Here is a 12,225-nt window from a genome sequence, read left to right on the forward strand (position 1 = left end):
GCCACCACACCGCAGCGCCAAGGAACCGCTCCCGATGATTCTCGAAGCCGCTCCCCTGCACGTGCGCGCCGGCCAGGAACCGGCCTTCGAAGACGCATTCCGCGTTGCGCAGCGCATCATCGCGTCCATGCCCGGCTACCGGTCGCACCGGCTCGAGCGCTGCATCGAGCGGCCGGGCGAATACCTGCTGCTGGTGGAATGGGACACGCTGGAGGCGCACGAACAGGGCTTCCGCGGCTCGCCCGGCTACCAGGAATGGAAGCGGCGGCTGCACCACTTCTACGAGCCGTTCCCGACCGTGCTGCACTATGCGGCGGTGGACGGCGCCTCGTCGCCAGGCAGCGGCAGCGCGATGCCCGACGCGGCGAACACCTCGCGCACCACCGACAGCCCGTTGAGCGCAGCCGGAAAGCCCGCGTAGACCGCCATCTGCATCACCACCTCGACGACCTCGGCCGGGGTGCAGCCGACATGCAGTGCGGCGTGCACATGCACGCGCAGTTGCGGCAGCGCATGGCCCATGGTGCAGAGCGCTGCGACCGTGGCCAGCTCACGCTCGCGCAGGCCGAGCGCCGGCCGGCCGTAGATGTCGCCGAACGGGAACTCCACCAGCAGCCGCGCGAAGCCGGGAAAGGACTGCGCGAGCTGCTCCACCACGGCCAGCCCGGCAGGCCCGTCCACCTGGGCGAGCATGCGGATGCCGCGGTCATGGCGTGCGCGGCATTCGTCGGCGGGGCCGCCGTTCATCGCGCGGCTCCCGGCCGGCGGAGGCAAGGGGATGGTGGATGGAAGGGAAAGGGGTGCATGGCTCGTCCTGGAAAGAGGTTGGAACGGCCGCGACTGTAGGAAGCCCGTGCCCGCGGGGGAATGACCGATTCGGTGATACCTTTTCGGTATGACCCAACGCCTGGACTCCGGTCTCTCGCACTCTTCCTGGCCGTGGCCGATGCGCTGAGCTTTCGGCAGGCCGCCGAAGCGCTGCACCTGTCGCAGCCGCCCTTGAGCCGCGCGATCCGCGAACTGGAGGAGCGGCTGGGCACGCCGCTCTTCGACCGCAACACGCGCGGCGTCGGGCTGACGGCGGCGGGGCGCAAGCTGGTGCCCTATGCGCGCGGCGTGGGTGAACTGCTCAGGCAGGCGGAAGCCGCATTCCAGGGCCATGCCTTGCCGCCCACGCTGCGGCTGGGGTTGACCAGCGCGGCCGAGCCGCCATGGTTCCAGGGCCTGGCCGACCGCGTGCGGGCCCGGCATCCGGGCGCGGTGGTCACGGTGCTGTCCGATACATCGCCCCGGCTGGTGCGGCAACTGCGCGCCGGCAAGCTGGATGCCGCCGTCATCGCGCTGCCCACGGATGCGCGCGGCCTCGACGTGCGGGAACTGGACCGCCTGCCCATGGTGGCCGCGCTGCCGTCCTCGCACCGGCTGGCCAGGCGAAAGGCGTTGCGACTGGCGGACCTGGCCGAGGAGCCCCTCTTCTGGTTCGAGCGTGCCCGTCAGCCCGCGTTCCACGACCACTGCCGGCAGGTCTTCGAGCGGCACCGCTTCGCGCCGCCCCAACTGCGCGAGCCTGCCGAACACCATGTGCTGCTGGCCGGGGTGGCGGCCGGACAGGGCATTGCGCTGCTGGCAGGCTCGTTCGCCGGCCTGCGGCGCACGGGCGTGGTCTACCGGCGCCTGGTGGAGGGCGATGCGCTGGCGCTGGGCATCGGGCTGGCCACGCCCCCGGACCGGCCCGCCGTGCGGGCCCTGCTCGGCGCTGCCAGCAACGCGCCCCTGGCAGCGCAGGCCGCCATCTAGCCCCCCGAAGGCCCCTGGTGGAACACCAGGTCTTCCACGGGCTGGCCGCCCACCAGGTGCTGTTCGATGATGCGGTCCATGTTGGCGGGCGTGACGTCGTAGTACCAGGTGCCGTCGGGCTGCACGCACATCACCGGGCCGCCCTTGCAGGCGGCAAAACAGCCCACGCGGCTGCGCTTGACGCGCAGGTCGCCGTCGTTCAGGCCGGCGGCCTTGAACTTCTCGCCCAGGCTGTCGAACAGGGCCTGGGCCTGGCCCTCCTGCGCGCAGCGCGGCCCGGTGCAGATGAGCAGGTGGCGGCGGTAGCTGCCGATCTTGGGCTTGACGGCCACGCGCACGCCTTCGGGTGCGGCGGCAGTGGCGGTGTTCTCGGGGGCGTCGGTGGTCATGCCTCTTCCTCGGTCGTGGCGGCCTCGGCGATGGCGAGCGGCTGGGCCAGCGTGTCGCGGATGTAGTCGGCCGGCAGGCGGTGGCGCAGCGCCAGGGCCTCGATGCTCTCGCCGGCCGCGTGGTCGAGCTGCAAGTTCTCCAGCCAGCCGTTCAGCCCGGTGGAGAGCGAGCGGCCGGGCCGTTCGCCCTCGCGCGTGGCGCCGCCGCCTTCCACGTCGTACTTGTTGGCATAGCCGCGCGGCGTGACCATGAGGCCGTGCTGCACGATGGTGTTGCTGTTGCCGATGAGCACGGTGCTCAGCATGCCGATGTCGGCATCGCACATGGTGGCCAGCGTGGCGAACTCGATGCGCTCGCGGCGGCGGTAAGCGCTCTTGACGATGGCGACCGGCGTGTCGGGGCTGCGGTGGCGCAGGAAGAGGCGCTGCGCCTCCTCGATCTGCCGCGTGCGGCGGCCGCTCTTGGGGTTGTAGAGCGCGACCACGAAATCGGCCAGGGCGGCGGCATCCAGCCGGCGCGCGATGGTGGGCCAGGGCGTGAGCAGGTCCGACAGCGAGATGGCGCAGAAGTCGTGCGTGAGCGGCGCGCCCACGCGAGCCGCGCAGCTGTTCAGGGCCGAGGCGCCGGGCACGATCTCGACCTCGATGCCGCCGGGCTCGACCACGCCGTTCTCGTCGAAGGCGGGCGGCGTCCAGCCGGCCTGGAACAGCACCTCGAACGTGGGGCCGGCCATGCCGTAGACCCCCGCATCGCCCGAGGAGATGAGCGCGACCTTCTTGCCCTCGCGGGCGCGGGCCAGCGATTCGATGGCGCGGTCCAGCTCCTCGGTCATCGACTTGCGGATGATCTCCTTGCCCTCGATGAGATCGGCCACCAGCTTGATGTAGGTGACGTAGCCGATGATGGTGTCGGCCTCGGCGATGGCGGCGCGGGCGCGCGCGGTCATGTGGTCGGTGCTGCCGGGGCCGATGCCCACGAGCATGATCTTTCCTGCGGACATGTGCGTGCGTCCCCTCAGGCGGCTGCGGCCGGCGTTGCGGGCGCGGCGATGCGCTGCAGCGTGCGCTCGTCGATGCAGGCAGCCAGCCAGCGGCGCCCGCGCAGGCGGGCGGCCGCGACGGTGATGCCGATGGTGAGCAGCGGCTCCACGGCCACGAGGCTCAGGTACGACGCGGCGAACAGTGCCCAGTCGGCCACCGGGGCCGCATCGCTGCTGATCGACAGCCAGAAGCCGACCATGAGCGTGACGCCCGCGTAGTACACGGCATCGAGCTTCAGTACGTTGGCGACGTTGATGCGCTGCATGCGCTTGCCCAGTCCGTGGTGCACCGCGAACAGCGGCACGGCCAGGCTCAGGAAGTTGATGGACAGGTGCGCCAGGTCCTGCGGCTCGAAGACCAGGGCCTGCGCCAGCAGCCCCAGCCCGAAGCCGAACAGCGTGGGGATGAAGCCGAACAGCAGGTAGATGGGCATGGCGCCCACGAAGTGCAGCTCCGACGGGCCCACGGGCATGTGCCAGACCTGCATGAGCACGCTGAAGAAGAACGCGGCCAACAGCGTGCGCAGCCAGGCGGTGGGGCTTTTGAGCAGGGGCAGCGCATGCGCGCCCAGCAGCGCCGTCGCGGCGACGGAGGCATAGGCGATCTTGTCCTGCGAGAGGATGCCGATTTCGATATGCATGGGATGGAACCTTTCAGGGTGGCGTGAAGAGGAAGGAAAAGCGGGCGCGCCGTCAGCCGGCGGGGCTGGCGATGCGCGCGATGGAAACGGTGGCGTTGCGCCCGTCGGGGCCGCGCAGGCGGTGCTTTTCGACGAGCAGCGCGGAGGCGTCGGGCGCGCCCGCGGCCAGCAGCGCGGCGGCTTCGCTGACGGAAGGCGTGCCCATGTAGCGCAGCACGGTCTCCGACGGGTTGGGCACGGGCACGGCCGCCAGCTGCGCTGCGCTGTACCAGCGCAGCGGCCAGCCGTGGCGGCCCGCCAGCGAGAGGAACGCGGCTTCGTCGGCCTTGGCCTCGATGCTGGCGGCCACGGCGACCTGGGCGATCTGCGCGCCGGCCTGGGCCAGCGCTTCGCGCAGGCAGGCCTCGACCGTGGCCTCGGGCGTGCCGCGGTCGCAGCCCAGGCCGATGGCCAGCGCGGCGGGGCGGCCGGGTGGCAGCGTGGTCACGCGGCAGCGTCCTGCGGCGGGCGGTAGACCACCAGCCGCTCGTGCCACGCGGCCCAGCGCTCGGGCGCCACGTCCTCGTGCGTGATCCACAGCACCGCCTGGTAGCGGCCGGGTTCCACGCCGCTCCAGTCCGTCAGGCAGGTGATGTTGGCGGGCAGCGGCGTAGGGCGGTTCCACCATGCGGGGCTGCCGGCCTCCTGCACCACGGCGATGGGCTCGCCGTTGACCACGTGGGCCGAGACGCGCGTGATGTTGATCTTGGGCGCCTCCACGCGCCAGCCCAGGTGGCGGCCGAGGATGTCGACCGGAATAGTCTTGCCCACGTCGGAGGCGGTGGTGAGCACCGGCGTGGCGCCGATCAGCGCGGCGATGCGCTCGCTCCATTCGTTGGCGCCGCCCACGTGGCCCGAGAGCACGGGGATGACGAACTGGCCGGCGTCGTCCACCACCGTCACGCCGGGGTCTTCGTCCTTGGATTTGAGCACCGGCGCGATGAGGCGCACCACGGCGCCCAGCGAGACGAAGAAGACCAATTGGTCGTACTGCGCGAAGAGCGGCGCGATCTCGTCGCGCAGCGCGCCCTCGTAGGCACGCACGGTGTTGGGCAGGCCCTCGAAGGCGGCGGCGAACTTGGCGGCGGTGCAGACATGCGCCTGCGGCACGTCGCGCGCCAGTTGCGCGGCCTGCGCGGCGCCGTGGCGGGTGATGGCGACGAGGCACACACGCACCTCGCTGGCGGGCTGCGCGGGGGCGGAGAGCACCACGTCGGGGGTGGCGGGCGGGGTGGTGGCGGTCGTCATTCGGCAAGCTCCGGTTCGTCGTCGGAAAAGGATGGGCCCACGGCAGCGGCGGCGGGCGAGGATTTCTTCAGGCAACCCTTGATGCGCTCGCCCCGGATGCGGTGCGGGTTCTTCACCACCATGAGCGAGAGATAGCTGACCTTGGTGCCGCGCAGCGCGGGCAGATCGCGGCCTTCCACGCAGCGCTCGTCGGGCGCGCCCACGCGCTCGATGAACTGCGTGTGCGGCAGCAGTGCGCGCCGCTCCAGCCAGTCGATCAGGTCGTCCATGAGCGGCTTGACCTTCATCAGCACCAGGGTGTCGAAGTCGGGCAGCAGCCGATCCACCGCGCCCACGCCGTAGGCGGCGGGCACGATGGCGATGGTGTCGTCCTGCTCGGCCAGCGGCATGCCGCGCGCGGCGCACGCGGCGGTGAAGGCGTTCACGCCCGCGATCACCGGCGCCTGGATGCGCGCGTCCAGCGCCCGCACGGTGCGCGCGAGGTGGCCGAAGGTGGCGTAGGTGCTGGCGTCGCCTTCCACGAGGAAGAGCACGTCCTGCCCGGCGTGCAGCCACGGCAGCACGGTGTCCGCCGCGCGCATCCACGCGCGGGCGAGCTTGTCGCCGTCGTGCGTCATGGGAAAGAGCAGCGTCTGGTGCGTCGCGGGCGGCGCGAGGCCGGCGCGCTGCACGATATCGAAGGCGTAGCTGGGCGTCTTGGTGCTGCGCGCGGGATAGGTCCACACGGCGTCGCTGCGCTGCAGCTGTGCCCAGGCGGCGCGCGTGATGAGGCCGGGGTCGCCGGGGCCCAGGGAGACCCCGATGAGGCGGCCCAGCGGGCCCCGGGGCGGCGGCACCAGCGCGTTCAGGTCGGTCATGCGCCCTCCCCCACGGCCGCAGCCGCAGCACCGGCGCTGCCCGCCTGCGCGCAGACGATCCACACCGGGTTCTCGGCCGCCATGCGGTGCATGTGCAGGATGGGCTTGCTGCGCGCGGCCTGCAGCTGCAGCACGTCCCATGCGGCACCGGCGGCCTGCAGGGCCTGGGTGGCAGCGGCGAGGTTCTCCAGCGTGACGAAGTTCATCACCAGCCAGCCGCCGGGGCGCAGGCGCCCGAGGCACAGCGCGATCAGCTCGGCCAGCTCGCCGCCCGAGCCGCCGATGAAGACGGCGTCCGGGTCGGGCCAGGCATCCAGCCCCTCGGGCGCCTTGCCGTGCACCAGCGTGTGGTTGGACACCCCGAAATCGCGCACGTTGCGGCGCGCGATCTCCACGTCGCCCTCGTTCTTTTCCATGGCCCAGACATGGCCCTGCGGGCACAGGCGCGCGGCCTCCAGCCCCACCGAGCCGCTGCCGGCGCCGATGTCCCACACGCGGCTGGTGGCGCGCAACTGCATGCGCGCGAGCGAGACGGCGCGCACCTCCTGCTTGGTGATGAGGCCCCCCTCTCCACCGCCTCTGGGCTGGCGCTGGTGGTAGGCCGCATCGGGCAGGCCGAAGCGCACCGCGTCGGGCCGCTGGCGCGTGCGCACCAGCAGCACCACGTTGGGGTCGGCGAACTCCTGCGCGGCGGCAGCGGCCGGCGCCATGTCGGCCCACACGCGCTCGTCGGGCGTGCACAGGCGCTCGGCCACGCTGATCTGGAAATCGTCGCCCAGGCCCTCGGCCACCAGCAGGCGGGCGATGCGCGCGGGCGTGTTGTCGGGGCTGGTCAGCACGGCCAGGCGGTCGTGCTGGCGCACGGCCTGGGCCAGCGCGTAGAGGCCATGCGCGGGCGCGGCGCCCACGCTCCATTCGCCGGCATCCTTGGCGTGCACGGAGACGATGCGCGCGTCCTGCCAGGCCAGGCCCAGCCGCGCGCAGGCGAGCTGCAGGGTGGAGACGTTGGGCATCACTTCCAGCGCCTGGATGCACAGGCGCGAGGCCAGGTAGCTGGCAATGCCGTGGCAGAGCGGATCGCCCGTGGCCAGCACCACGCAGGCCTGCTGCGCAGCGCGCGCCTCGGCGATCCAGCCGGGCACGGACGAGAGGCAGCCGGTCAGGTCGCGTCGCACGGCCTGCGGGGCGATGTCGTCTTCCAGCAGCGCCAGCGTGCGCGTGCCGCCGATCACCAGGTCGGCGCGGCGCAGCAGCGCGAGCGCGGTGGCGCTCAGGCTGGCGGCGCCGTCGTCCAGCACGCCGATCACGCGGCAGGGTTGGGGGTCTTTTTCGAGCAGTTTCGTGGTCATGGTCAGGCGTTGGCGGCCGGCCCGGAGGCGGCCTCGGTGATCTTGCTGCCGTCGAAGTCGCAGACCAGCACGGTGAGGTGGAAACGGTCGCCGTAGCGGTCGGGCGCGGTGAGCGTCTGCACCACGGCCTGCGCGAGCGCCTGGTGGAAGGGCTCGCCCAGGCCCAGGGCCTGCATGCGCTCGGCGCCGAAGCGGGCGGTTTCCGCGGCGGCGATCTCGGTGCAGACCTCGGGCGGCGCGCCCACGCCGGCGGCGAGATCGGCCAGCAGTTGCGTATCCACCTCGGCGCGGTTGGCGTGGGTGATGGTCTCGCCCTGGGCGATCTTCGTGAGCTTGCCCACCATGCCGCCGATCACCACTTCGCGCAGGCCCTGGGCCACGGCTTCGTCGAGCGCGTAGCGCAAGAAGTCGCCCATCTGCACGAAACAGGCCGCGGGCAGGCCGGGCCGCTCCTTCATGGCGAACTGCTCGGTGCGCCCGCCCGTGGTCAGCACCACCACGCCGTGGCCCAGCGTGGCCGCCACCTGCACGCCCTGCACCACGCTGGCGCGGTAGGCGGAGGTGGAATAGGGCTTGACGATGCCGGTGGTGCCCAGGATGGAGATGCCGCCCAGGATGCCGAGGCGCGCATTGAGCGTCTTCTTGGCCATCTCCACGCCCTGGGGCACGGAGATGGTCACTTCGAGCCCGGCCTGCGCCAGCAGCGGGCCGCCCACTGCGCGCACGTTGTCTTCGATGTTGCGGCGGGGCACGGGGTTGATGGCCGGGCCGCCCACCTCGAGGCCCAGGCCGGCCATGGTGACCGTGCCCACGCCGAAGCCGCCGCACAGCACCACTTCGCCCGCACGGCCGGGCAGCACGCGCACGTCGGCGGTGAGGTGGGCCTTGTCGGTGCAATCGGGGTCGTCGCCCGCATCCTTGATGACCATGGCGTGCGCGGCCCGGCCGCCGTCGCCGGGGCCATCGCAGCGGCCGTCGTTCACCGCGAAGCGCACCACGTCGCCGTTGGGCAGCAGGCAGTCCACCGCCTCGGGCACGGCGCCTTCGGCCAGGCCCAGCACGGCGGCGCGCGCGGCGGCGGCAGAGCACGCCCCGGTGGTGAAGCCGGTGCGCGTGCCGCGGCGGACGGTTTTCTCCATCATGGCGGGGTCAGCCTCCGGCAGTGCCTTGCTGCCGTTGCTTCTGCCGCGCCTCGGCCAGCGCCAGCAGCGCGTGCAGCGCGGCCACCACCAGCGTGGAGCCGCCCTTGCGGCCGCGGATCACGATCCACGGCACCTCGGCCACGCCGGCCATCAGGTCCTTGGATTCGGCGGCGGAGACGAAGCCCACGGGCATGCCCACCACCAGCGCGGGGCGCACGCCCTCCTCGCGCACCAGGCGCACCAGTTCGATGAGCGCAGTGGGCGCATTGCCGATGCCCACGACGGCGCCCTGCAGCAGCCCCTGCCGGTGCGCCTTGCGCATGGCCTGCACGGCGCGCGTGGTGTCCTCGGCCTGGGCCTGGGCGATCACGTCGGCGTCGCTGATGAACTGGTGCGTGCGCATGCCGAAGTGCGCCAGGCGCGGCTGCGACAGGCCCGAGCAGATCATCTCCACGTCGGCCACCACGGGCGCGCCGCCGCGCAGCATGGCGGCGATGCCGGCCTCCACGGCCTGCGGGTGGAAGTCGGTCAGGCCGTTGAATTCGAAGTCGGCGTTGGCGTGGATCATGCGCCGCACGATGGGCCACTGCTGCGCCGTGTAGGGGTGCGGGCCGGCCTCCGCGTCGATGATGGCGAAGCTGTCGTGCTCGATGGCCTGCCCGGCACGCGTGAGCTGCTCGGTGACGGTGTTGACGGTGCTCATGCCGCGGCTCCGGCCGGCTGGGGCGCGGCGTGGCCGTGGCCGTGCGCGTGTTCATGCGCGTGATCGTGTCCATGGCTGTGCCCATGGTCATGGCCGTGGCCCGGCTCGGCCGCTGCGGCGGCGGGCGCGTGGGCATGCGTGTGCTCGTGGCTGTGGCCATGCCCCAGGTCGTGCGCGATCTCGCGGTATTTGCAGCCGTCGCATGGCAGGCGGCTGTCGGGCAGGCCGGCCTGCAGGTCGGCCACGCGCTGCTCCAGCAGGGCGAAGATCTCAGGCTCCATGCCGAAGTGTCCCGACTGCGCGAAGCGCACCTGCGGGTACTGCGTGCGCAGGTGCTCCACCTGCCGGCCGATGCGCTGCATCAGCGTGCCGGTGTAGAGGTAGTACGGCAGCACCACGATCTGCTTCATGCCCAGCAGCACCTGCCGCTGCACCACGCGCTCCAGGCGCGGCCAGGTGATGCCCGTGAAAGCGATCTCCACCAGCTCGTGGTGGCCGTCTTCCTGCAGCCAGCGGGCCATCTTGGCGACGTCGCCGTTGGCCTGCCGGTCCGACGATCCCCGGCCCAGCAGCACCACGCCGGTGGTGGTGGGATCGGGCACGTCCAGCGCCTGCATGCAGTTGCGCAACTGGCGCTGCAGGATCGCGAGGATGGGCTCGCAGGCCGTCAGGTGCGGGCCGTAGAGGAATTCGACGCCCGGGCAGTGCTCGCGCGCATGCTCGATGGATTCGGGGATCTCCATCTTCACGTGGCCGGCCGCATTCAGGATGAGGGGCAGCACCAGCACGCGGCGGCTGCCCCGGGCGGCCTGCAACAGGCCGTCGTGCAGGCTGGGCGGCGCGAATTCGATGAAGCAGACCTCGATGCGCCAGCCGGGCTGGCGCTTGCGCCATTGCCGCACGAAGGCATGGATCTCGTCGTTGCCCTCGGGCTCGCGCGAGCCGTGGCCGATCAGCAGCACCGTGGTGCCGGACTGCGCAAGCGCGTTCACGGCCACCGGCGCATGGCCGTGAAAGGGGTGGGCGGAGGGGCCGTGGGAATGGCCGTGCGCGGCGTCGTGGGAGGGGTCGTGCAGATGCGTCATCGTGGGGTGTCCGGCAGGGGGCTGGAGGCTTCCGGGCCGCTCGGCGCATCGCTCGCGCGCCGGAAGCGGTGGGTGAAGCCCGGGTCGTAGAGCTTGGATTTGGCGAGTTGCTGCCAATGGCGCGCACCCAGCGTGGGGCTGGCGATGATCATGGCCTGGCTCACCACCTGCGCTTCGCGGCAGCGCTCGCGCACGTCGGCCAGCGTGCAGCGCACGATGCGCTCCTCGCCGGGCCAGGAAGCCTTGTGCACCACCAGCAGCGGCGCGTCGTCGGCCCAGCCGGCCTCGCGCAGCCCCGCCTGCACCTTGTGCAGCAGCGTGATCGACAGGAAGATGCACAGCGTGCAGTGGTGCCGCGCGAGTTCGGCGAGCGATTCGCCGGGCGGCATGGGCGTGCGGCCCTCCACGCGCGTGAACACCACGGTCTGCGTGACCTCGGGCAGCGTGAAGCTCTCCACCGCCGCGGCGGCCGAGGCCATGGCCGACGAGACGCCCGGCACCACGCGCACCGGCACGCCGGCCGCGTCGAGCGGCTGCACCAGTTCGACGAGCGCGCCATAGAGGGCGGGGTCGCCCGTCTGCAGGCGCACCACGGTGCGGTGCTTCTGGGCCTGCAGCACGAGCCACGCGGCCATCTGGTCCAGCGTCATGGATTTGCTGTCGGCGATGGTGCAGCCCGCGGGCGCCCACCGCGTGGCGGTTTCATCCACCAGCGAACCGGCGAACAGGATGGCACCCGCGCGCTCGATCAGCGAGCGGCCCTTGACGGTGATGAGGTCGGGATCGCCGGGGCCGGCCCCGACGAACCAGACCGTACCCGGCCCGGGGCCCGCGGCATCGCAGGCCCCGGGGGCATGCGCCGAAGAATCTGGCATGAGATAAGCGACGAAGAAGAAAAGATGCGCCCGAAAGCGCGCCCGGCGCCCTGCCTCCCCGCAGGATCCGCGAATGGGGCGCGCCGGTGAAGCACGCCCCCCTGTCGGCCGGTATCCGGGCTGGCGGTGCGGCAGGTGTATGCCGGGCTCCGGGGCCCTTCCCGGATACCTGCAGGCATTCCAGTGGGCGTTGTTCCAGGGGCCGAAGGCGCGCCCTCGAAAAAGCGCGCCTTCCATCGCTGACCGTTGCGGGGGCAGCCCAGGCCGGGGCGGATGTCCGTGGCGGACTGGCCCTTCCTGGTTCCCGTTTAACTGCGCGGCCGGAAGCGGCCGCGCGAGCACCAACGGGCCGGAGTATAGGACGGGTCCGCACCGGGGTTTCCCGGCGCCGGGCGCGGCGGCCCGGTCCAGAACGATTCAGGAGTCTTCAGGAAGGGTTCATTCCGTGAGGCATGCCTTGCCCACAGAATGAAAAGGCCTCAGCAAGAGAGGGGCGGGAGGCGCCGATCCATTCGGCGGCTCTCTGGATCAACCAACTATTCCAAACCAAAATGGCACTTACCAATCTGACCGTTCAAGCAGACAACAGCGCAGGCCCGCTGTACCAGCAGGGCTGGGATTTCTACACCACCGACCTCAACCAGGGCGCGGGCGGCAAGTACATCTACGTCGGCTACCAGCAAGGCACGAACAACCCCATCACCGACGTGAACTTCCAAGCCTACGACAGTGCGCAGAGCAACTCCATTCCGGGGTGGGAATGGTCCCCCGTGGACCTGAACGAAGGCGCGGGCGGCAAGTACATCTACATGTACTGGAAGCGCGGCGGCGCGAAGCCCGTCACGAACCTGATGTTCCTCGCCCTCAATGAGTCGTCGCCCCCGTCGATCCCGGGCTGGACGCACGTGGGCCCCGACCTCAACGAAGGTGCCGGCGGCGCCTACATCTGGGCCTACTACTCCAACACGGTGCAGCCCTCGGCGGCCAAGGTGAAGGTCCACCGCTGATGTGGACCGGCCCCCGCGCCGCCACGGCCGCGCGGGGGCCGGGATGCCACGCA

Annotated in this window: 15 protein-coding genes and 1 riboswitch; of the genes, 3 read left to right on the forward strand and 12 right to left on the reverse strand. The window is 71.7% G+C overall.

Annotated features, from left to right (window positions below; translation table 11 throughout):
• Positions 1-34: 34 nt before the first annotated feature.
• Positions 35-421 carry an antibiotic biosynthesis monooxygenase family protein gene (locus BM144_RS09905; RefSeq protein WP_139225686.1) on the forward strand — a complete coding sequence of 129 codons (387 nt, stop codon included), beginning with the start codon at positions 35-37 and terminating at the stop codon, positions 419-421.
• On the opposite strand, the gene BM144_RS09910 is transcribed toward BM144_RS09905, so the two are convergent.
• The gene (locus BM144_RS09910; protein WP_092951666.1) at positions 307-747 is read right to left on the reverse strand and encodes a carboxymuconolactone decarboxylase family protein; all 441 of its coding nucleotides are present in this window, start codon (positions 745-747) and stop codon (positions 307-309) included. The genes BM144_RS09905 and BM144_RS09910 overlap by 115 nt on opposite strands.
• Before the next feature lie 192 nt (positions 748-939).
• Here BM144_RS09910 and BM144_RS09915 point away from each other — a divergent pair, with 192 nt between their 5' ends.
• Positions 940-1,797 (forward strand): LysR family transcriptional regulator, encoded by an 858-nt coding sequence (locus BM144_RS09915; protein ID WP_245783609.1) that lies wholly within the window; start codon positions 940-942, stop codon positions 1,795-1,797.
• Here the strand turns inward: BM144_RS09915 and BM144_RS09920 are convergent.
• From BM144_RS09920 to cobM, 11 genes are read right to left on the reverse strand one after another with little or no spacing between them, the layout of a single operon-like run.
• On the reverse strand, positions 1,794-2,186 hold the full coding sequence (locus tag BM144_RS09920) for a (2Fe-2S) ferredoxin domain-containing protein (protein ID WP_092951668.1): 393 nt from the start codon (positions 2,184-2,186) through the stop codon (positions 1,794-1,796). The genes BM144_RS09915 and BM144_RS09920 overlap by 4 nt on opposite strands.
• On the reverse strand, positions 2,183-3,187 hold the full coding sequence (gene cobJ / locus BM144_RS09925; RefSeq protein WP_092951669.1) for a precorrin-3B C(17)-methyltransferase: 1,005 nt from the start codon (positions 3,185-3,187) through the stop codon (positions 2,183-2,185). The genes BM144_RS09920 and cobJ overlap by 4 nt, the downstream gene beginning before the upstream one ends.
• Positions 3,188-3,201: 14 nt before the next feature.
• Complete coding sequence (locus BM144_RS09930) at positions 3,202-3,867, reverse strand: energy-coupling factor ABC transporter permease (RefSeq protein ID WP_092951671.1); 666 nt, start codon at positions 3,865-3,867, stop codon at positions 3,202-3,204.
• Positions 3,868-3,919: 52 nt separating this feature from the next.
• Positions 3,920-4,354 (reverse strand): cobalamin biosynthesis protein, encoded by a 435-nt coding sequence (locus BM144_RS09935; RefSeq protein ID WP_245783610.1) that lies wholly within the window; start codon positions 4,352-4,354, stop codon positions 3,920-3,922.
• Positions 4,351-5,154 carry a cobalamin biosynthesis central domain-containing protein gene (locus tag BM144_RS09940; protein ID WP_175525988.1) on the reverse strand — a complete coding sequence of 268 codons (804 nt, stop codon included), beginning with the start codon at positions 5,152-5,154 and terminating at the stop codon, positions 4,351-4,353. The genes BM144_RS09935 and BM144_RS09940 overlap by 4 nt, the downstream gene beginning before the upstream one ends.
• On the reverse strand, positions 5,151-6,011 hold the full coding sequence (gene cobI / locus BM144_RS09945) for a precorrin-2 C(20)-methyltransferase (protein WP_092951673.1): 861 nt from the start codon (positions 6,009-6,011) through the stop codon (positions 5,151-5,153). Before cobI ends, BM144_RS09940 begins: the two co-directional genes overlap by 4 nt.
• Positions 6,008-7,360 carry a precorrin-6y C5,15-methyltransferase (decarboxylating) subunit CbiE gene (gene cbiE, locus BM144_RS09950; protein WP_092951674.1) on the reverse strand — a complete coding sequence of 451 codons (1,353 nt, stop codon included), beginning with the start codon at positions 7,358-7,360 and terminating at the stop codon, positions 6,008-6,010. Before cbiE ends, cobI begins: the two co-directional genes overlap by 4 nt.
• A gap of 2 nt (positions 7,361-7,362) precedes the next feature.
• Complete coding sequence (locus BM144_RS09955) at positions 7,363-8,502, reverse strand: cobalt-precorrin-5B (C(1))-methyltransferase (protein WP_092951676.1); 1,140 nt, start codon at positions 8,500-8,502, stop codon at positions 7,363-7,365.
• A 7-nt stretch (positions 8,503-8,509) separates the two neighbouring features.
• Positions 8,510-9,205: a precorrin-8X methylmutase gene (locus BM144_RS09960; protein WP_092951678.1), complete on the reverse strand. Its 696-nt coding sequence runs from the start codon at positions 9,203-9,205 to the stop codon at positions 8,510-8,512.
• A complete protein-coding gene (locus BM144_RS09965) occupies positions 9,202-10,290 on the reverse strand; it encodes a sirohydrochlorin chelatase (RefSeq protein WP_092951680.1) in 1,089 nt (362 codons plus the stop codon). Before BM144_RS09965 ends, BM144_RS09960 begins: the two co-directional genes overlap by 4 nt.
• The gene (gene cobM, locus BM144_RS09970; RefSeq protein ID WP_092951682.1) at positions 10,287-11,165 is read right to left on the reverse strand and encodes a precorrin-4 C(11)-methyltransferase; all 879 of its coding nucleotides are present in this window, start codon (positions 11,163-11,165) and stop codon (positions 10,287-10,289) included. Before cobM ends, BM144_RS09965 begins: the two co-directional genes overlap by 4 nt.
• 89 nt (positions 11,166-11,254) lie before the next feature.
• A riboswitch (cobalamin riboswitch) is annotated at positions 11,255-11,526 on the reverse strand.
• 190 nt (positions 11,527-11,716) lie between these two features.
• Here cobM and BM144_RS09975 point away from each other — a divergent pair.
• Positions 11,717-12,172 carry a hypothetical protein gene (locus BM144_RS09975; protein ID WP_092951684.1) on the forward strand — a complete coding sequence of 152 codons (456 nt, stop codon included), beginning with the start codon at positions 11,717-11,719 and terminating at the stop codon, positions 12,170-12,172.
• The last annotated feature ends 53 nt before the right edge of the window (positions 12,173-12,225 follow it).

Origin of the sequence: Paracidovorax konjaci (assembly GCF_900112675.1) — a bacterium.
Taxonomy (GTDB): domain Bacteria; phylum Pseudomonadota; class Gammaproteobacteria; order Burkholderiales; family Burkholderiaceae_C; genus Paracidovorax; species Paracidovorax konjaci.

Coding starts and splice junctions, on each gene's coding strand:
- BM144_RS09905 (WP_139225686.1), top strand. CDS start 35: ATGATTCTCGAAGCCGCTCCCCTGCACGTGCGCGCCGGCCAGGAACCG.
- BM144_RS09910 (WP_092951666.1), bottom strand. CDS start 747: ATGAACGGCGGCCCCGCCGACGAATGCCGCGCACGCCATGACCGCGGC.
- BM144_RS09920 (WP_092951668.1), bottom strand. CDS start 2,186: ATGACCACCGACGCCCCCGAGAACACCGCCACTGCCGCCGCACCCGAA.
- cobJ (WP_092951669.1), bottom strand. CDS start 3,187: ATGTCCGCAGGAAAGATCATGCTCGTGGGCATCGGCCCCGGCAGCACC.
- BM144_RS09930 (WP_092951671.1), bottom strand. CDS start 3,867: ATGCATATCGAAATCGGCATCCTCTCGCAGGACAAGATCGCCTATGCC.
- BM144_RS09940 (WP_175525988.1), bottom strand. CDS start 5,154: ATGACGACCGCCACCACCCCGCCCGCCACCCCCGACGTGGTGCTCTCC.
- cobI (WP_092951673.1), bottom strand. CDS start 6,011: ATGACCGACCTGAACGCGCTGGTGCCGCCGCCCCGGGGCCCGCTGGGC.
- cbiE (WP_092951674.1), bottom strand. CDS start 7,360: ATGACCACGAAACTGCTCGAAAAAGACCCCCAACCCTGCCGCGTGATC.
- BM144_RS09955 (WP_092951676.1), bottom strand. CDS start 8,502: ATGATGGAGAAAACCGTCCGCCGCGGCACGCGCACCGGCTTCACCACC.
- BM144_RS09960 (WP_092951678.1), bottom strand. CDS start 9,205: ATGAGCACCGTCAACACCGTCACCGAGCAGCTCACGCGTGCCGGGCAG.
- BM144_RS09965 (WP_092951680.1), bottom strand. CDS start 10,290: ATGACGCATCTGCACGACCCCTCCCACGACGCCGCGCACGGCCATTCC.
- cobM (WP_092951682.1), bottom strand. CDS start 11,165: ATGCCAGATTCTTCGGCGCATGCCCCCGGGGCCTGCGATGCCGCGGGC.
- BM144_RS09975 (WP_092951684.1), top strand. CDS start 11,717: ATGGCACTTACCAATCTGACCGTTCAAGCAGACAACAGCGCAGGCCCG.